The 18,444-nt window shown below is 51.5% G+C and carries 14 protein-coding genes, 2 tRNA genes, 2 riboswitches and 1 other annotated feature; of the genes, 14 read left to right on the forward strand and 2 right to left on the reverse strand.

What is annotated here, in order from left to right:
- Nucleotides 1-123: 123 nt before the first annotated feature.
- From LKE53_02640 to feoB, 3 genes are all read left to right on the forward strand, one after another.
- Nucleotides 124-1,545 carry an FAD-binding protein gene (locus LKE53_02640; protein MCH3971662.1) on the forward strand — a complete coding sequence of 474 codons (1,422 nt, stop codon included), beginning with the start codon at nucleotides 124-126 and terminating at the stop codon, nucleotides 1,543-1,545.
- A gap of 252 nt (nucleotides 1,546-1,797) precedes the next feature.
- Entirely contained in the window at nucleotides 1,798-2,025 is a 228-nt protein-coding gene (locus LKE53_02645) for a ferrous iron transport protein A (protein MCH3971663.1), read from the forward strand.
- Nucleotides 2,022-4,022 carry a ferrous iron transport protein B gene (gene feoB, locus LKE53_02650; protein MCH3971664.1) on the forward strand — a complete coding sequence of 667 codons (2,001 nt, stop codon included), beginning with the start codon at nucleotides 2,022-2,024 and terminating at the stop codon, nucleotides 4,020-4,022. Before LKE53_02645 ends, feoB begins: the two co-directional genes overlap by 4 nt.
- Before the next feature lie 264 nt (nucleotides 4,023-4,286).
- Here the strand turns inward: feoB and LKE53_02655 are convergent, their stop codons facing one another.
- Together LKE53_02655 and LKE53_02660 are read right to left on the reverse strand one after the other, a co-directional pair.
- On the reverse strand, nucleotides 4,287-5,732 hold the full coding sequence (locus LKE53_02655; protein ID MCH3971665.1) for a hypothetical protein: 1,446 nt from the start codon (nucleotides 5,730-5,732) through the stop codon (nucleotides 4,287-4,289).
- A gap of 162 nt (nucleotides 5,733-5,894) precedes the next feature.
- Nucleotides 5,895-7,502, reverse strand: a complete 1,608-nt coding sequence (locus LKE53_02660) for a peptide chain release factor 3 (protein MCH3971666.1) — start codon at nucleotides 7,500-7,502, stop codon at nucleotides 5,895-5,897.
- Nucleotides 7,503-7,712: 210 nt separating this feature from the next.
- Here LKE53_02660 and LKE53_02665 point away from each other — a divergent pair, with 210 nt between their 5' ends.
- From LKE53_02665 to LKE53_02715, 11 genes are all read left to right on the forward strand, one after another.
- Entirely contained in the window at nucleotides 7,713-8,444 is a 732-nt protein-coding gene (locus LKE53_02665; protein ID MCH3971667.1) for a GNAT family N-acetyltransferase, read from the forward strand.
- 81 nt (nucleotides 8,445-8,525) lie between these two features.
- Entirely contained in the window at nucleotides 8,526-8,960 is a 435-nt protein-coding gene (locus tag LKE53_02670) for a transcriptional repressor (protein ID MCH3971668.1), read from the forward strand.
- Nucleotides 8,950-9,684 carry a tRNA threonylcarbamoyladenosine dehydratase gene (locus LKE53_02675; protein MCH3971669.1) on the forward strand — a complete coding sequence of 245 codons (735 nt, stop codon included), beginning with the start codon at nucleotides 8,950-8,952 and terminating at the stop codon, nucleotides 9,682-9,684. The genes LKE53_02670 and LKE53_02675 overlap by 11 nt, the downstream gene beginning before the upstream one ends.
- Entirely contained in the window at nucleotides 9,677-10,315 is a 639-nt protein-coding gene (locus tag LKE53_02680; GenBank protein MCH3971670.1) for an HAD family phosphatase, read from the forward strand. The genes LKE53_02675 and LKE53_02680 overlap by 8 nt, the downstream gene beginning before the upstream one ends.
- 37 nt (nucleotides 10,316-10,352) lie before the next feature.
- Nucleotides 10,353-10,571: a binding site (T-box leader), on the forward strand.
- Between the two features lie 81 nt (nucleotides 10,572-10,652).
- Nucleotides 10,653-13,277 (forward strand): valine--tRNA ligase, encoded by a 2,625-nt coding sequence (locus LKE53_02685; GenBank protein MCH3971671.1) that lies wholly within the window; start codon nucleotides 10,653-10,655, stop codon nucleotides 13,275-13,277.
- Nucleotides 13,274-14,560, forward strand: coding sequence for a bifunctional folylpolyglutamate synthase/dihydrofolate synthase (locus tag LKE53_02690; GenBank protein ID MCH3971672.1), 1,287 nt, complete (start codon nucleotides 13,274-13,276; stop codon nucleotides 14,558-14,560). Before LKE53_02685 ends, LKE53_02690 begins: the two co-directional genes overlap by 4 nt.
- Nucleotides 14,544-14,617, forward strand: a riboswitch (Fluoride riboswitch). It overlaps the preceding gene by 17 nt.
- 61 nt (nucleotides 14,618-14,678) lie before the next feature.
- Nucleotides 14,679-15,086 carry a fluoride efflux transporter CrcB gene (gene crcB, locus LKE53_02695; protein MCH3971673.1) on the forward strand — a complete coding sequence of 136 codons (408 nt, stop codon included), beginning with the start codon at nucleotides 14,679-14,681 and terminating at the stop codon, nucleotides 15,084-15,086.
- 84 nt (nucleotides 15,087-15,170) lie between these two features.
- Nucleotides 15,171-15,278: riboswitch (TPP riboswitch) on the forward strand.
- Nucleotides 15,279-15,355: 77 nt separating this feature from the next.
- Nucleotides 15,356-16,663, forward strand: a complete 1,308-nt coding sequence (gene thiC, locus LKE53_02700) for a phosphomethylpyrimidine synthase ThiC (protein MCH3971674.1) — start codon at nucleotides 15,356-15,358, stop codon at nucleotides 16,661-16,663.
- A 91-nt stretch (nucleotides 16,664-16,754) separates the two neighbouring features.
- Nucleotides 16,755-16,831, forward strand: a tRNA-Arg gene (locus LKE53_02705).
- Between the two features lie 477 nt (nucleotides 16,832-17,308).
- Nucleotides 17,309-17,932 (forward strand): SIMPL domain-containing protein, encoded by a 624-nt coding sequence (locus LKE53_02710; protein MCH3971675.1) that lies wholly within the window; start codon nucleotides 17,309-17,311, stop codon nucleotides 17,930-17,932.
- 137 nt (nucleotides 17,933-18,069) lie between these two features.
- Nucleotides 18,070-18,156: transfer RNA gene (locus LKE53_02715), tRNA-Leu, on the forward strand.
- Nucleotides 18,157-18,444 lie beyond the last annotated feature (288 nt).

Below are 18,444 nucleotides of genomic sequence, written 5' to 3' on the forward strand. Positions count from 1 at the left end.
GCGCACAAAAGTGCGCCTTTTTGCTTGACAAAAGGATATTTCCTGTTTATAATAACAAAGTTTGTGACAAAAACGGAAAAATTCCGTAAAGGCATTGATTGTTTGGAAAGGAACTATACAATAATGAAAAAATCATACGACGTATTGGTCATTGGTGCAGGCCCCGCCGGCATTTTCACGGCACTGGAGCTCGACCGCCTTGCGCCGGAGAAAAGCGTGCTGGTCGTTGACAGCGGCAGCGCCATTGCCGACCGGCGCTGCCCGGCGAGAACCGGCGGGCGCTGTATGCACTGCAAAACCTGCAGTATTATGAACGGCTGGGCTGGTGCCGGCGCTTTTTCGGACGGCAAGCTTTCTTTAAGCGAAGATGTCGGCGGCAATCTGGTAGAGTATATGCCGCGTGAAAAAGCACAGGAACTCATTCATTACTGCGACAGTATTTACCTGCATTTTGGTGCGCCCGAAAAGGTCTTTGGCCGCGGCGACCGCACAGCGGACAAAATCGCCTATGAGGCGCGCAGACGCAATATCCAGCTGATTCGCTGTCCGGTGCGCCACATGGGTACGGAGTACAGCTATCAGGTGCTAAAAGCCATGTACGATTATCTTTCTGCAAAGCCGCAGTTCACCTTCCTGCCGCATACAACAGCGGAAAAAATCATTGTAGAAAACGGCCGGGCTGCCGGCGCAGAATTGACCTTAGCAGACGGTTCCGTCTGCCGTGTAGAGGCCGGCACCGTGGTTGCTGCGCCGGGGCGCGGCGGGGCCGCGTGGCTTACACGCATTGCGCATGAAACTGGCCTGCAGCTGACCAACAACGAAGTGGATATCGGCGTGCGCGTCGAGGTGCCGAATGGCGTAATGGACTGCCTGACAAAAAGCCTGTACGAGGCAAAATTAGTTTATTACTCTGATACCTTTGAAAACAAGGTGCGCACGTTCTGCATGAACCCAGGCGGCATTGTCAGCGAAGAGCACTATGACGGTCCAGACGGCGGTCTGGCCGTGGTCAACGGGCACTCATACGCAGAAGATGAGCGCCACAGCGACAACACAAACTTTGCACTGCTGGTTTCCACAAAATTCACCGAGCCATTTCATCAGCCGATTGAGTACGGCCGCTATATTGCAAAGCTTGGCAATATGCTGACTGGCGGCGGCATTATGGTGCAGCGCCTGGGGGATCTGCTCTTAGGGCGGCGCAGCAGTGAGTCGCGCTTGGCAAAATCCACCACAGTGCCTACTCTGAAAACTGCGGTGCCCGGCGACCTTTCCTTTGTGTTGCCGCACCGTCACCTGACCTCTATCGTCGAGGCACTCAAAGCTTTTGATGCGCTTGCACCGGGGCTTTACAGCAAGAATACCCTGCTTTATGGGGTCGAGGTTAAGTTCTATTCCTCTAAAGTGGAAGTGGACAAAAACTTTTCCACTATCATTCCGGGACTGTATGCCATCGGCGACGGCGCGGGCATTACCCGCGGGCTGATGCAGGCCTCTGCGACCGGTGTCGTGGTGGCCCGCACGATTGCCGGAAAAGAACAGTAAAATAATAATTTTTTATAAACCAGCGAAAGCCTTTTCTGCGGGCTTTCGCTGGTTTTTTGTATACAAGCAAATACGGAAAAAGCCGCTTTTTGGCGGTGTGGTGCGGCTTTTAAGCGGCCTATACTGCGGGTGTTGTCCTTTTACAAAAAAGGGGTGCGGTCCTTGACAAGCATTCCCCTTTCCGCTATAATTTAGGCATTGAAGATAGCATAGGCTAACTTATAATTACTTTCATATAAAGGAGGCAGAATGATGACGCTGGATAAGCTTCCGATCGGCAAAGAGGCCGTTATCGCCCAGGTGGGCGGTGAGGGGGCGCTGCGCCGCCACATGCTTGAAATGGGCCTTACCCCGCATACACATGTAAAGGTGCGTAAAGTGGCGCCTATGGGTGACCCAATCCAAATAGAGCTGCGCGGCTATGAACTGACCCTGCGCATTGCGGATGCGCAGAAAATTACTCTGGAGGATGAGAAATGATATTTGCACTGGCAGGCAACCAAAACTGCGGCAAAACAACCCTGTTCAATCAGCTGACCGGCAGCAACCAGCATGTCGGCAACTTTCCCGGTGTTACAGTAGAGAGAAAGGACGGCACAATTCGTGGGCATAAAGATGCGGTGGTGGTGGACTTACCGGGCATTTATTCCCTGTCGCCCTATACGGACGAAGAAATCGTAACACGTGATTTTATATTAAAGAATCACCCAGACGGCATTATTAATATTGTAGATGCGACCAATATCGAGCGAAATTTGTACCTGACCATGCAACTCATTGAGCTGGACCAGCCAATGGTTGTCTGCCTTAACATGATGGATGAAGTGCGCAACAACGGCGGCACCATTCGCATTAACGAACTGGAGAAAGAGCTGGGGGTTCCGGTCATTCCCATTGCTGCCAGCAAAGACGAGGGTATCGACGAGCTGATTGACACCCTGCTGGAAACGGCTGAGCAAAAGCGCAAGCCAATGCGGCAGGACTTTTGTGCCGGCCCAATGCACCGCTGTATTCACGCGGTGGCGCATTTGATTGAGGACCACGCACAGCGGGCTGGGGTGCCCCTGCGCTTTGCCGCCACGAAACTAGTGGAGGGTGACGACCCTATGCTCCAGGCTTTGAAGCTCAACCAAAACGAAGTGGAGCTTTTGGGGCATACCGTAAAAGAAATGGAACACGATATGAATACCGACCGCGAGGCAGCTGTGGCCGATATGCGCTATACGTTTATAGAGAAGCTCTGCAGCAATACGGTTGTAAAGCCAAAGGAAAGCGTAGAGCACCGGCGAAGCGTGCGCATTGACGCTGTCTTGACGAATAAGTATTTGGCAATTCCTATTTTTCTGGGAATCATGCTTCTTATTTTCTGGCTGACGTTCGGCGTCATTGGCGCGGGGCTCAGTGACCTGCTTTCTGCAGGTATCAGCGCAGTGACAGCCGCGGCCGCAAAAGGCTTGACGGCCTATGGGATCAACCCGGTCGTAAAGTCGCTGCTGATAAACGGCGTCTTTGCCGGCGTGGGCAGTGTGCTTTCCTTTTTGCCCACCATTGTGGTACTGTTCTTTTTTCTCTCCCTTTTGGAGGACAGCGGTTATATGGCGCGTGTCGCCTTTGTCATGGATAAGCTGCTGCGCAAAATTGGCCTTTCCGGCCGCAGTTTTGTGCCAATGCTCATCGGCTTTGGCTGCTCGGTGCCGGCAATTATGGCGACCCGCACTCTTTCCAGTGAGCGCGACCGCAAAATGACCATCCTGCTCACGCCCTTTATGAGCTGCAGCGCAAAGCTGCCCATTTATACCATGTTTACTTTGGCCTTTTTCCCGCGGTACCGCGCGCTAGTGATGATTTGCCTGTATGTGGGCGGCATGGCAATGGGGGTGCTGAGCGCACTGATTTTAAAGCATACTGTGTTTCACGGCGAGCCGGTTCCTTTTGTTATGGAGCTGCCAAATTACCGCCTGCCTACTCCGCGCAACACGGGGCTTTTAGTGTGGGAAAAGGCAAAGGACTTTATGCAGCGTGCCTTTACTGTCATCTTTCTGGCCTCTATTATCATTTGGTTCCTTCAGAGCTTTGACACGCGCCTCAACCCGGTTTCTTCCAGCAGCAACAGCATGCTTGCCATGATCGGCCGCTTTATTGCGCCAATCTTTGTGCCGCTGGGCTTTAATGACTGGCGCGCAAGCACTGCACTGATTACCGGTTTTACCGCGAAAGAGGCCGTGGTCAGCACTTTTGCCGTTTTGACAGGGGCCAGCGGATCTGCTTTGCCACAAGTGCTTTCGCATATGTTTACGCCGATTACTGCGATTTCTTTCCTGATTTTCACCCTGCTATATACTCCCTGTGTTGCAGCAATCACATCGGTTCGCCGCGAGATGAATTCTCATCTTTCCGCGCTTGCCATGGTGCTTTACCAGACGGGATTTGCGTGGCTGATTGCCTTTGCTTTTTACCAGATCGTTTCCCATATCTAATCTACATATCCTTTTCCAGTACAGAAAGGGGCCTAGCAAATTGCATATACAAGATTGGCTGATACTAGCCGTACTTGCCGTTTTGGCGGTGCTGGCGCTGCGCTGGAGCTGGAAGCACAGAAACTGCTGCTGCGGAAACTGCAACAGTTGTGGCGCCTGCAAGCGCTGTCAGCGGCCCGAAAAAAAGAAGCTACCGAAAACCAAATAAACAGAAAACGGCGCACAGAGAGTTGCTCTGTGCGCCGCTTTTATATGGGCATTCTTTTATATAATGTTTGTCTGGCTGGAAGGTTGGCTGCCAGAAGCGCTCTTTGTCAGGAGTCCCTGGAAATAAGAATTCTGCGCAAAGGCTTTCCGTAGGGCCACATGGTATTTATCGGTTGAAGAGGAATACGGCGATATGTAAAACTTGACGCTGCTGCTTGTGCAGTAGAAAGTAATTGCGGTTGTGTCAAGCGTGGTACCGTAGTCAGTGGGGTGTGCCAGATAAAAAGTAATATCTGCATAGGGGCGGTGCTTAATCAGCGTTTTGGTGTAGGCTTCTGCCAAACTGTAAAGTTCTTTTGAGGCGGCATTGAGGTCTGTAGAAGCGGTGACCGTGTACTTTACCTGCAGCGTTTTGTAGCTGCCGCTTTGCCGCTCAGTAAAGGAAAGCTTTCCGTATGTAAGTTTTTGACTGCTGAAGAAAACAGAGGTCTGGCTGTCGCTGACAGTCGAAGAGGTGTTGTAGCTCCGCGAGCTTGAGCCGCTGCTGGAAGACTGCGAGGCGAAAAACGAGTTAGCTGCATAGGCAGAACGCAGCGCACTGCCGTATTCACTGCCGCTTGTTGAGTAAACGGAAGGTCCGCGGCAGGTGATATGGCTGCGGTAAAAATAACAGGATACCGCGGTAATATAGGAATTCGTACTGCTATTTTTATAGACAAGCGTAAACGAAACAACATCATAGGGGCAGCTACTGCGATAGCGCTGGATAAAGTCTGCGGCTAAATTGACAAGCTCTGTCGAAGCGGCTTTTGCGTTGGCACCATCATTTACTTTATATCTTACAGATAAATAAGTACTGCTGGTAGAGTCTGAAAGAGAAACTTGGCCGTTAGAGAGCTTTTGATTAATCAGGTATTTGGCAACATCATTGTCCGTAACAGACCCCGTGGAACTGCTGGCAGAGGAATCTGCAGAAGAAAGGCTGCTGTAAGCGGATACGCTGCTAGTGGCCGATGCGGTCTTGTCTTCTTCGCCGAGATTGGCGAATAAAAGGAAAAGAATGACAACCAGTGCGGCTATAGCACACAGAATAATAATCGGAACAAGGTTTTTCTGCTTTGGATTATTTCCGCCGTCAGAGCTGCCTGGGTTTTGATAAGAGCTTGTGCTGCCGTTTGGCTGTTGATTCCCGGGCTGTCCGTAGCCATAGGAACCTGTGCTGCCATTCGGCTGCTGATTTCCGGGCTGTCCGTAGCCATAGGAACCTGTGCTGCCATTCGGCTGCTGATTTCCGGGCTGTCCGCAGCCATAGGAACCTGTGCTGCCGTTTGGCTGCTGATTTCCGGGCTGTCCGCAGCCATAGGAACCTGTGCTGCCGTTTGGCTGCTGGCTTTCGGGCTGGTTCTGCGCAGGCGCATTTCCTTTGGAGTCGGAAAGAATAGTGCCGCAGATGGGGCAGGCCTTTTCGTTTTCAACTTCAAAACCGCAGTTTGGACATTTCATAGGTTTCCTCCTCTGGGGGTGGATACATAATTATTTTCCTCATCGTACCATAGATTTTATAAGGTGGCAAGCGCATTTCAGGCCATTAATAACGTACTTCAAGTCAAATAGAGCATATAAAAGGGGCCTTTGCAGGAAGCCAAGGCCCTCTTTTATATTGCTTTACCGCTTTGCTCCGCCAAATTCGCTCAGGCGCAGCTGTGGGTTGTGCTGTGTGGCCCAGGTGATATTCCATTCGCTGACAAAAATCAGCAGGCGGTTGCCTTTTAGGTCCTGTATGCAGCGGGAATCGCTTGTCAGATCGAGTGCCTTGGGGTCAAAGTCCTCTTCATCGTTGTCGATACAGCGAATGTACTCCTGCGGCATGCTTTCCATGCGGATATTCACATTGTATTCGTTTTTCAGGCGGTACTCCAGTACTTCAAACTGCAGCTGGCCCACTGCGCCGACAATGACTTCTTCCATGCTGCCATTGAGTTCCTGAAAAATCTGGATTGCACCTTCCTGTGCAATTTGGGTAATGCCCTTTACAAACTGCTTGCGCTTCATGGTGTCCTGCGGGGAAACACGCGCAAAATGTTCTGGCGCAAAGGTGGGAATTCCGCTGAAACAGAATTTTTTGTTCGGTGCGCAGAGCGTGTCGCCAATGGAGAAAACGCCGGGGTCAAACACGCCGATGATATCGCCCGCATAGGCGTGGTCAATCACTTCGCGCTGCTCAGCCATCAGCTGCTGGGGGGCCATCAGCTTGATTTTGCGCCCGCCCTGCATGTGCATGACCTCCATGCCGCGGTCAAATTCGCCGGAGCAGATGCGCATAAAGGCGATACGGTCGCGGTGGTTTTTATTCATGTTTGCCTGTATTTTAAAGATAAATGCGGAAAAATCCGGGTCCATCGGGTCGACAAGCCCAATGTCGGCATGGCGCGGCAGGGGCGGCGTTGTCATGCGCAAAAATTCCTTTAAAAACGGTTCTACACCGAAGTTTGTCAGTGCCGAGCCGAAAAAGACAGGCGAAAGGTTGCCCTTGCGCACTTCATCCAGAGAGAAGTCCTCTCCTGCGCCGTCCAAAAGCTCCACATCATCTTTTAAAGTGGAGAGCAGGTCTTCACCCAAAAGGCCAGAAAGCTTTGGGTCATTCAGGTCGCTGGCGGATTCCTCAACCTGGTGCTTGCCGTTGGCGGTTTCTTCAGCGGTAAAAGTGAGAATCTTTTTCTCTGCCCGGTCATAGACGCCCTTAAAGTCGCGGCCGCTGCCGATAGGCCAGTTGATTGCGTAGGTCTTAATGCCGAGCTCCTGCTCAATTTGGTCAGTCAGGTCATAGGGACTGCGTGCATCGCGGTCCATTTTATTGATAAACGTAAAAATCGGAATATTGCGCAGGGTGCAGACTTTAAAAAGCTTGCGGGTTTGCTTTTCCACGCCCTTGGCGGCGTCAATGACCATCACAGCGCTGTCGGCGGCCATCAGGGTGCGGTAGGTGTCCTCTGAAAAGTCCTCATGGCCGGGGGTATCCAAAATATTGATGCAGTAATTGTCATACTCAAACTGCATGACAGAAGAAGTGACCGAAATGCCGCGCTGCTTTTCGATATCCATCCAGTCTGAAACGGCGTGTTTCATGTTGCGCTTGCCTTTGACCATACCGGCCTGCTGAATAGCCCCGCCGTAAAGCAGCAGCTTTTCGGTCAAAGTTGTTTTGCCGGCGTCCGGGTGCGAGATGATTGCAAAGGTACGCCGCCGCTTAATTTCCTGTTTATAGTCAGCCATACTGAAAGTTCCTCCGTATATTCTTTGTATTTCATTGGTACATGCCGTTTTGTCTTGCTACACGGGGAACCCTCCCATAATCTCTATTTTACAGTAACTTATAGTATATCAAAAAATGCAGAAACCTGCAAATTTTTTTGCATCTTGGCGTAGTTGTGTTATAATCATTCTTGTTTCTGTTTTTATTTGGGCAGAAGGGGAGAGAAAAAGGTGACGGATGCAGAAAAGACACAGGCGGCAATCCGCCTGTTGCAGCGGGAGCCGCTTATGTATATCGACATGCTTGAGCCGCTGCGGCGCGGCTATGCAGAAGTCCTGTATGTCGGGAAAGACGGTGTGCAGCTGGAAGTGCGCGGCACGGTTATGCAGGCTGCAGCAGATGAAGCTGCCGCTGAAAGGCTGGCAGAAAGGGCCCCGCAGACTCCGCTGCTGTTTGTAGCGCACAGCAAAGCGGACAAGGCTGCGTTTGAAAAGTGTCGCCGCGCCTCGGAAAAGTTCCCGGTCAAGGGCTGCAACCCCTGCCGCTTTGCCATCTATACTGGAAAGAAGCCGCTGCCGGTTTCGCCGGAAGTTTCTATTCGGCAGCTGACACTCGACTATGCGCCGGCGATCAGCCGGCAGTATCATCTGTTTGACAACCTGTCGTATATTAAAAAGCTTTTACAAAAAGGTGTGTTTTATGGGGCCTTTTTTGAAGACGAGCTGGCGGGCTTTATCGGCGAGCACGCTGAGGGATCTTTGGGTATGCTGGAAGTATACCCGAAATTCCGCCGCAGGGGTGTTGCCACTGCACTGGAGGCTGACGCCGCAAACCGCAGCCTTGCAAAAGGGCAGGTTCCCTTTGGCGACGTGATTGTGGGCAACAACGCCTCCTTTGCGCTGCAGCACTCTATGGGCTTTGAAATGCCGGAAAAGCTGCATTACTGGCTGCTGGCAGACTGAGCCTCGGGGCCGGGAATTGACATTTTCGGCCGCTCCTCTTATAATGCAAATGGATACCAAAAAGGAAGGGGAGGCGTACCCATGGCTGATGAAATGCTGAAAGCGAAAGAATTGAAAACGACCCGCCGGCGTGAAGCAATTCTGGCGGTTCTGCGCGCTGCGCAAAGACCTATGACAGCTGAGGATGTTTACCTTGCCGTGCTGCCCAATATGCACATGAGCGTCTCTACCGCTTACCGTACGCTGGCGACTCTTTCGGACAAAGAGATTCTGCTCAAAGAAATGGGGCAGGACGGCAAAACATATTTCCGCCTGAATGACCACCGCCACTGTCATTTCCTGCGCTGCACCGGCTGCGGCGAGGTCATCGAGCTTTCCGGCTGTCCGATTGAGCAACTGGAAAAAGAGTGGGCGGAAAAGACTGGCTATCAGATTATCGGACACAGCTTAGAGCTTTCGGGGCTGTGCCCGAAATGCGCAGCAAAAAAGAAGGATGAGAAACCGCATGATAAATGAATTTTCGCGCAGCGAGCTGCTTTTGGGCCGACAGTCCATGCAAAAACTGGAAAACTGCGCGGTGCTGCTTTTTGGTGTGGGCGGCGTGGGCGGCTTTGCTGCAGAGGCACTGTGCCGCTGCGGCGTGGGCAGCTTTACTTTGGTCGACAGCGACACCGTGAGCCTTACCAATTTAAATAGGCAGGTTATTGCCCTGCACAGCACCATTGGCCAGTACAAGACTGATGTGATGAAGCGGCGAATGGAAGACATTAACCCCGCAGTACAGGTGAAAAGCTGCCGCTGCTTTTACACAACCGACAATGCGGCGGATTTTGATTTTACTGCCTATGATTATGTGATTGACGCGGTCGATACCGTGAGCAGCAAACTCCTGATTGCACAGACGGCCTATCAGGCGGGTGTGCCGGTGATCAGCGCGATGGGCGCCGGCAACAAACTGGACCCGACCCGCTTTTGTGTTGCTGATATTTTTGAAACGCAGGTAGACCCGCTTGCCCGCGTAATGCGCCGAGAACTGCGCAAACGGAGTATACCTGCGCTGAAAGTAGTTTACAGTGACGAGGTGCCTTTGGTGCCTGCTGCCGGTGAAGAAATGCCTGCACCCGGCCGCCGGGTCACGCCCGGCAGCGTGAGCTTTGTGCCCAGCGTAGAGGGGCTTGTGCTTGCAAGCGCTGTCATACACGACTTAACGGAACCAAAATCGGAGGAAGCCAATGATTAAAGCGGCCCTTTTTGATATGGACGGCACACTGTTTGATACGGAACGAATCGACCACGACGCATGGGTGGCTGTCGGCCTGCCAGAGGAACTTTACTGGCACTGCATTGGCCGTTCCCGCAGTGCCATTTTAGACATCCTGCACAACGGTCTGCATCAGGACCCCCTGCCTTTTTATGACTGCTATCATAGGAAAACAGAAGAATTCCTGCAGAAAGGAATTCCCAAAAAGCCGGGTGCCGATTATATTCTGTCGTTTCTGCAGAAAAAGGGATGTGCTATGGCTTTAGTGACTTCTTCCCGGCAGGAGCGCGCCGAAAGAAACCTTGCCCGCGCCGGGGTGCAGCAGTATTTTCAGGCCGTGATTTCGGGTGACCAAATTGTTCACAGCAAGCCTGCACCGGATATTTTTTTGAAGGCTGCACAGTGTCTAAACTGCGTGCCCAAAGACTGCATGGTGGTGGAGGACAGCTTTAACGGTGTGCGCAGCGGCCGCGCCGCCGGTATGTTTACAGTTATGGTGCCAGATCTGCTGCAGCCAAGTGATGAGATACGCGGTATGGCAGATGCTGTGCTGCCCTCTTTAAGAGAGATTGCGCCGCTTTTTGAAAAGCGGAATGCACCTCGCGCTTGACAATGCTTTTTGCGGCGTTTATAATGACTTTATACTATGAAAAGCAACGATGGGGGAAAAGGCACGTCGCGTGCCCCACAGAGAGCAGGTGCTTTGGTGAAAACCTGTGTGAAGCGGCAGTGCGCATGAGTCACCCCGGAGCCGGCAGCCCCAATTTCAAAAAGTAAGGCTGCCCGTTTTGCCGGCGTTATTTGGCGAGAGGGCCTTAGGGCCGAATGCGGGTGGTACCGCGAAATTGTGTAATTTCGCCCCGAACAGAGTTCATCTCTGTTCGGGGCTTTTTTGCGCGGTATTCGGTATTTAAGGTCCGCAAACTGAAGGAGGAAACTAAAAGAAAATGAGCAGGGAACTTGCAAAGACGTATAATCCCGGCGAAGTGGAAGACCGCATCTATGATTTTTGGATGCAGGGTGGTTATTTTCACGCGGAACCGGACCCTAAAAAGAAACCATATACCATTGTTATCCCGCCGCCGAACATCACTGGCCAGCTGCACCTGGGCCATGCTATGGATGAAACGCTGCAGGATATCCTTATTCGCTGGCGCCGTATGCAGGGCTACAGCGCTTTGTGGGTGCCTGGCACCGACCATGCCTCCATTGCAACCGAGGCAAAAATCGTTGAGGCCATGCGCAAAGAGGGCTTAACCAAAGAGCAGATTGGCCGCGAGGCGTTCTTAAAGCGTGCGTGGGCGTGGAAAGATAAATTTGGCGGGCGCATTGACCAGCAGCTGCGCAAACTTGGCGTTTCCTGCGACTGGCAGCGCGAGCGCTTTACTCTGGACGAGGGCTGCAGCAAAGCTGTACGTGAGGTCTTTGTGCGCCTTTACGACAAGGGCCTTATCTACCGTGGCGAGCGTATTATCAACTGGTGCCCGCACTGCAAAACCACTATTTCTGACGCGGAAGTCGAGTTTGAGGAAAAGGACGGCTCTTTCTGGCATATCCGCTATCCGTTTAAAGACGGCAGCGGCTGCCTTGAGCTTGCCACAACCCGCCCGGAAACCATGCTGGGTGATACCGCCGTGGCAGTGCACCCCGACGATGAGCGTTACAAAGATATTGTTGGCAAAACGCTGATTCTGCCGCTGGTTGGGCGCGAAATTCCTGTCGTTGCAGATGAGTACGTCGAAAAGGACTTTGGTACCGGCGTTGTAAAAATCACCCCGGCACATGACCCCAACGACTTTGAAGTAGGCCGCCGCCATAATTTGGAAGTCATCAACGTGATGAACGAAGACGGCTCTATCAACGAAAACGGCGGAAAATACGCGGGTATGTCGGGCCTGGATGCCCGTAAACAGATTGTAAAAGAACTGGATGAGCAGGGCTATTTGGTCAGCATCGAGCCGATTAAGCACAATGTCGGCACCTGCTACCGCTGCCACAGCACCATTGAGCCTCGTGTTTCCAAGCAGTGGTTTGTCAAAATGGAGCCACTGGCAAAGCCAGCCATTGAGGCCGTGCGCTCTGGCAAAGTTCGCTTTATTCCGGAGCGTATGGAGAAAATTTATTACAACTGGATGGAAAATATCCGCGACTGGTGCATTTCGCGTCAGCTGTGGTGGGGGCACCGCATTCCTGCGTGGTACTGCGATGACTGCGGCGAAACCGTTGTTGCCCGCACCGCCCCGGACACCTGCCCTAAGTGCGGTGGTCATCACCTGCACCAGGATTCGGATACTCTAGACACCTGGTTCAGCTCTGCTCTGTGGCCTTTCAGTGTACTGGGCTGGCCGGATAAGACCAAAGACCTCAGCTATTACTTCCCGACCAATACTTTGGTTACGGGCTATGACATTATTTTCTTCTGGGTGGCGCGCATGATCTTCTCCAGTTTGGAGCAGACCGGGGAAGTTCCGTTCCATACGGTATTTTTCCACGGCCTGGTGCGTGACAGCCAGGGCCGCAAGATGAGCAAATCCCTCGGCAACGGCATTGACCCGCTGAAAGTCATTGACCAGTACGGTGCAGACGCACTGCGCTTTACGCTGATTACCGGTATCAGCCCCGGCAACGACACCCGCTACTCCGATGAGCGCGTGCAGGCAAGCCGCAACTTTGCAAATAAAATTTGGAATGCATCCCGCTTCATCTTAATGAATATCGAAGGAAAAGATGTACCGAATGCCTTGCCCAAAACGCTTACCATGGAGGATAAGTGGATTCTTGATTCCTTTAATACCCTTGCAAAGGAAATCAACGACAATCTGGAGAAGTTCGAGTTTGGCATTGCCGCGCAGAAACTGCATGATTTCATTTGGGACAAGTTCTGTGACTGGTTCATTGAGATTGCAAAGATTCGCCTGCAAAGCGGCGACGAGCAGGCTGCCCAGCAGGTGCGGCAGGTCTTAGTGTGGGTTATGACCCGCACGCTTGCACTTCTGCATCCGTTTATGCCGTATATTACCGAGGAAATCTGGCAGACATTGCCACACACCGGCGATGCGCTGATGATGGCAAAGTACCCGGCCTATGACGCGGCGCTCTCTTTCCCGCAGGACGCGGCAAAGATGGAGAGCATTATGGCGGCCGTGCGCGGGGTGCGCAACCGCCGCTCTGAAATGAATGTAGAGCCTTCGCGCAAAACTGTACTGTATATCGCTACGGAAAAGCAGGACGTTTTCCGCGCAGGCGAGGCGATCTTTAAGCGGCTGGCCTATGCAAGCGGCATTCAGGTTGCACCATCCTTTGACCTGGAGGGTGCCGTCACCATTGTCACCTCTGATGCAAAAGTGTATATTCAGATGGATGAATTGGTAGATAAAAAAGCGGAGCGCGCCCGGCTGGAAAAAGAGTTGGCAACTGCACAGAAGGGCTATCAGAACGCCGCAGCAAAGTTGAAAAACGAGAAGTTTATGTCCAAGGCACCGGAAAAGGTAGTAAACGGCGTGCGCGACAATGCCCAAAAATTAAAAGAGCGCATTGCGCTGATTACTTCTAGTCTGGAAGCGCTAAAATGACTTATGAAAAGGTGCTGAAGCAGATTTTTGCACTGCACCGATTTAAAAAAGTGCCGGGGCTTGCCAACCTGCGGGTGCTGCTTCACACCCTAGGTGACCCGCAGAAAAAGCTGCGCTTTGTGCATGTGGCCGGAACAAATGGCAAAGGTTCTGTCAGTACGATGACCGCCTCTGTTTTGCAGCACAGCGGCTTTCGCACCGGGCTTTTCACGTCGCCATTTGTCATTGATTTCCGTGAGCGTATGCAGATAAATGGAAGCATGATTTCGCCGGAAGAATTGGTGAACGTGGCCGAAAAAGTCTTTCCGCCGTTGCTGCAGATGGAGCGCGGCGGGCAGGAAATTTCCGAGTTTGAGGCTGTCACAGCCCTGGGTCTGTGCTGGTTTGCACAGCAAAAGTGTGACTTGGTGGTACTGGAAGTGGGCCTTGGTGGGCGGCTGGATGCCACCAACGTCATTGCAAAGCCGATGTGTGCGGTCATTACGCATATTTCGTATGACCATACAGAAATTTTGGGCGATACGCTGACCAAAATTGCCGGGGAAAAGTGCGGCATTCTCAAAGAGGGCTGCAATGTGGTTTGTGCGCCTGGACAGGCGCCCGAAGCACTTGCCATTATTCGGCAAACGGCAAAGGAACGGCACTGCTTTTTGACAGAGGCGCGGGAAGAGAATCTGCAGGTATGCCAAAGCACGCTTTCCGGTACAGACTTTCAGTACCGCGGGCATCAGCTGCATCTGCCGCTTGCAGGGGCATACCAAGTGCGCAATGCGGCGGCGGCTCTGGCGTGTGTTTCTGTTTTAAAAAATCGCTGCGGGCTGTGGCAGATTACTGCCGAGACCTGCAGAGAGGGCCTGGCGGCGGTGAAAATGTCCGCACGGTTTGAAGTCTTTGCCGGTACGCCGCCGGCAGTGCTCGATGGTGCTCATAATCCGGATGGAGCCGCCGCTTTGGCGGATTCGCTGCGGCGCTTTCTGTCTGGCAGGCGCCTTGCCGCAGTGACCGGTATGTGCGCCGATAAAGATACTGGGCACTTTGTACACACGCTTGCTCCGCTTTTTGCCGATGCCATTGCGGTGCCTGTACGAAACCCACGGGCAATGCCGCCACAGGTATTGGCAGACCTTTGGCAGGCGGCAGGCGTGCCTGCTGAGGCAGCCTGTACCCCGCTGGAGGGTTTGGCGCAGGCTGCGACGCTTGCAGGCAGCGGCGGGGCGGTTATTGTCTGCGGCTCCCTCTACCTTGCCGGAGAGGTGCGCCCGCTGCTTTTAGACAGGGAATGAAGTCTCCCACGGCGTATACCGAAAGAGCTGAAATCAGCTGATGACTTCTGCGTTTCTTCTAGCAGAAGCTGTCAGCTTTTTGTATATAATATTGTATTTTTTTACAGGAGGGTACAGAATGAATCTTCTTATCAACTGCATTTGTGTCGGCTGCGGCGGTATGCTGGGGGCCGTGGCACGCTATCTGCTGGGTTATCTGCCGATTAAACCGGAAAATGGCTTTCCGGTTATTACGCTGCTCATCAATATTGCCGGTGCTTTCTTCATTGGTCTTATTGCGGCGCTTGCTGGCAGAGGCAGCGGCATGGACCCACGCCTGCTTCTGTTTTTAAAAGTGGGTATCTGCGGCGGCTTTACAACTTTCTCTACTTTTTCACTCGAAAGTGTTTCCCTTTTACAGCAGGGCCGGTACCTGACGGGGATCGGCTATATTCTGTGCAGTGTCATTTTCTGCGTGGCGGCTGTGGCCGGGGCAGAGCTGCTGGTGCAGAACTGCGGTGCTCTGTCTGCCAATTCTGCAACCTGACAGGATACCGAAAACGTGGCGGAAAACGGGCCAGGCACCGCCTTTGCCGGCGTTGACAGCGGCTCTGTTTCATGTTATACTTAGCAAAATAGACAGGGGAGCTTGCGCAGGCAAGCTGAGAGGAAGCCTTTGGCTTCGACCCTTAAACCTGATGCGGGCAATGCCGCCGTAGGGAGTAAGGAATACTTGCTTTTTTGCGGAGAATACCCTCATGGTGTTCTCCGCTTTTTGCTGCCCCCTATTACAATTCAAAGAAGGGACTTCTTTACATGGAATACACAACACAGATGGATGCCGCCCGCCGCGGCATTGTCACCGACGCAATGAAAACCGTTGCTGAAAAAGAACATATTTCGGCCGAAAAACTGATGAAGCTTATGGCAGCGGGAAAGGCAATTATTCCCTGCAACAAAAACCATAAGTGCATTTCGCCAAGTGGTGTCGGCTCGGCGCTGAAGACGAAAATTAACGTCAACTTAGGCACTTCACGCGACTGCAAAGACCTGAATGTAGAGCTTGCTAAAGTAAAAAGTGCTGTCGATATGGGCGCTGAGGCAATTATGGACCTGAGCTCCTGCGGAGATACACAGAAGTTTCGCCGCCGCTTGACAAACGAATGCCCCGCGATGATCGGTACTGTGCCGATCTATGATGCCGTGGTCTATTACCACAAAGCGTTGAAAGAAATCACAACAGAAGAGTGGCTCGATATTGTCCGTATGCACGCGGAAGACGGCGTCGATTTTATGACGATTCACTGCGGCATTAACCGTGAAACTGCCAAGAAGTTTAAGAAAAACAAGCGCCTGATGAATATTGTTTCGCGCGGCGGTTCCATTATCTTTGCGTGGATGGAAATGACCGGAAAAGAAAATCCGTTTTACGAGCATTTCGATGAGATTTTGGAAATCTGCCAAAAATACGATGTCACCCTGAGTCTCGGCGATGCCTGCCGCCCAGGCTGTCTGGCTGACGGCACAGATGCTTCGCAGATTGAAGAGCTTATTACTCTGGGCGAGCTGACAAAGCGCGCTTGGGCCAAAAATGTGCAGGTAATGATCGAGGGGCCGGGCCACATGCCACTCAACCAGATTGCACCTAATATGGAGATTGAAAAGACCCTGTGCCACGGGGCACCGTTTTATGTATTGGGGCCGATTGTCACCGATATCGCGCCCGGCTATGACCATATTACTTCGGCAATCGGCGGGGCTATTGCCGCGTGGAAAGGCGCTGCGTTCCTGTGCTATGTCACTCCAGCAGAGCATTTGCGCCTGCCGGACCTGCAGGATGTGAAAGAGGGGATTATTGCCGCCCGCATTGCCGCACACGCGGCCGACCTGGCAAAGGGCGTGCCCGGCGCACAGGATTGGGACGACGAAATGGCCCTTGCCCGCAAAAAGCTGGACTGGGAAAAGATGTTTACCCTTGCAATCGACCCGGAAAAAGCGCGGGCTTACCGTGCTTCTTCACAGCCGGAAAAAGAGGACACCTGTACCATGTGCGGCAACTTCTGTGCAGTGAAAAATATGAACCGTATTCTAGATGGAGAAATCGTTTCCATTTTTGATGAATAAGAAAGCGTAAAAGAAATCTTGCCACACAGCGGTGTGTGTGCTATAATAATAAAGCTGTTTTGGCAAAAGCCTTTTTGCCAAGCAGTTTTATGCGCTTGTAGCTCAGCTGGATAGAGCGTTGGACTCCGACTCCAAAGGCCAGAGGTTCGAATCCTCCCAGGCGCACCAAGAAAAATCCCGCAGGTATCACTTTTTTCAGTGATTTTCTGCGGGATTTGTTTTTACTAAAATCATCATTTTTCTGTTTGTCGTGTGCTTTGAAGGAAGCAGGCCGTTCAAAATGTCGGCAGCTGCTGCATCAGCCTCCTGTATCGCATGCGCATAAATGTTTAGAGCTGTGCTGGTTTGGCTGTTCCCTTTGTAAGATTCTCAGGTGATTTAGGCTTTCCGCTCCATGTCACAAACAACCTGATGCTGTTTCACCTTTCGGCAGGCACTGGTACATTGGTCAAAAAGAACCACATGGTTGAGCCGCTTTGGCGGTATAGCCATGCGGCTTTTTGCTTTCTTAAGGCAGACAGAACAACTTCTGTATTTTTATTTATAAGTACCTTTAATAGTACTGATCATATGCTAAGATAAAATTGTTCTCATGGATTGCAGCATACAAAACAATAAAAATTCAAAAAATACAGGAGGAAAATAATGGAAACAATCGAAACAAAGGGCTATGCGAAAAAAGAGATTGCGGCAGATGTGGCAGTAACAGAGATTTGTTTTCGTACTTACAAAAAGTCTGCGGCAGAGGCGATTCAGTGCGTGACAGAGCAGTGTGAAAAGTTTTTGTCTGTCTTAGAGCAGGAAGGCTTTGATTTAGAAGAGCTTCACACGGGCGGCGACTCGGTTGACCAGGACTATGACGACAAAGAAAGGGAAGTCTGCGCGGAAAAGAAAGTGAAAATAAGAATGAAATTTGATATGTGCATGCAGAATCATATTTTAGAGATTGCGCAGAAATATGGATTAGATGTCGATATCGACAGCAAATATGAGGTTTCCAATGAAAACGTGCTGCATACAGAGCTGCTGAAGCAAGCCGTTGAGGACTCTAAACAAAAGGCAGAGGTTATCGCTGAGGCAATGGGACAAAAAATCAGCGGCATACATCGGGTGGAACTTTCAAATGAATATGGTGCAAACAAATACAAGTCTTTTGCCTTTACTGACCCTATGGGCGAGTTCTTAAAAAAGCCCTCCCTTTCCGATAAGCTGCAGGCACCGATAAAAGAGGAAGAGGAAAACGTCGATGTGATTTGGAAAATTGAATAAATAAGAAAAAAGACTCGTGGGGGAAAGCTTTTTGCCGGCTTTTCTCTGCGGCCTTTTACTTTTTTAAAGCATAGCGGCCTGCGCTGCGAAAAAAACTTGCAAAGTGTTTCTTCCTGTTGTATAATATACAAGTATTCGCCGATGTGTTGGAATTGGCAGACGAGACGGACTCAAAATCCGTTGCTAGTAATAGCGTGTGGGTTCGACCCCCACCATCGGCACCACCCCCGGAAAGCCATAATTTAAGGCTTCCGGGGATTTTTTATTTTATAAATCAAAGGCCCAAAACTCCCACAGAAATGGATAGGACCTTCCTTTTCATTCAAAATTCGTTTTTTCTCTCTTTGCAACGCCAAAAAGCTGCTTCATTTTCTACTACTTGACGGACCAGAAACAATAATTTGCTAGGTGTATCGGCAGTTTTATTCCTGCGGTCGGTAAAACCGTGCGGTACTTTACATGCGAAAAGGTTTCCTCTTTTTTGCGGATATGGTATAATCATAGCCAGAAGT

The organism is Oscillospiraceae bacterium (assembly GCA_022483045.1).
GTDB lineage: Bacteria > Bacillota > Clostridia > Oscillospirales > Acutalibacteraceae > Caproicibacterium.

Bases quoted from the DNA above. Each gene is read 5' to 3' on its own strand.
- LKE53_02640 (MCH3971662.1), top strand. From the start codon at position 124: ATGAAAAAATCATACGACGTATTGGTCATTGGTGCAGGCCCCGCCGGC.
- LKE53_02645 (MCH3971663.1), top strand. From the start codon at position 1,798: ATGACGCTGGATAAGCTTCCGATCGGCAAAGAGGCCGTTATCGCCCAG.
- feoB (MCH3971664.1), top strand. From the start codon at position 2,022: ATGATATTTGCACTGGCAGGCAACCAAAACTGCGGCAAAACAACCCTG.
- LKE53_02655 (MCH3971665.1), bottom strand. From the start codon at position 5,732: ATGAAATGTCCAAACTGCGGTTTTGAAGTTGAAAACGAAAAGGCCTGC.
- LKE53_02660 (MCH3971666.1), bottom strand. From the start codon at position 7,502: ATGGCTGACTATAAACAGGAAATTAAGCGGCGGCGTACCTTTGCAATC.
- LKE53_02670 (MCH3971668.1), top strand. From the start codon at position 8,526: ATGGCTGATGAAATGCTGAAAGCGAAAGAATTGAAAACGACCCGCCGG.
- LKE53_02675 (MCH3971669.1), top strand. From the start codon at position 8,950: ATGATAAATGAATTTTCGCGCAGCGAGCTGCTTTTGGGCCGACAGTCC.
- LKE53_02680 (MCH3971670.1), top strand. From the start codon at position 9,677: ATGATTAAAGCGGCCCTTTTTGATATGGACGGCACACTGTTTGATACG.
- LKE53_02685 (MCH3971671.1), top strand. From the start codon at position 10,653: ATGAGCAGGGAACTTGCAAAGACGTATAATCCCGGCGAAGTGGAAGAC.
- LKE53_02690 (MCH3971672.1), top strand. From the start codon at position 13,274: ATGACTTATGAAAAGGTGCTGAAGCAGATTTTTGCACTGCACCGATTT.
- crcB (MCH3971673.1), top strand. From the start codon at position 14,679: ATGAATCTTCTTATCAACTGCATTTGTGTCGGCTGCGGCGGTATGCTG.
- thiC (MCH3971674.1), top strand. From the start codon at position 15,356: ATGGAATACACAACACAGATGGATGCCGCCCGCCGCGGCATTGTCACC.
- LKE53_02710 (MCH3971675.1), top strand. From the start codon at position 17,309: ATGGAAACAATCGAAACAAAGGGCTATGCGAAAAAAGAGATTGCGGCA.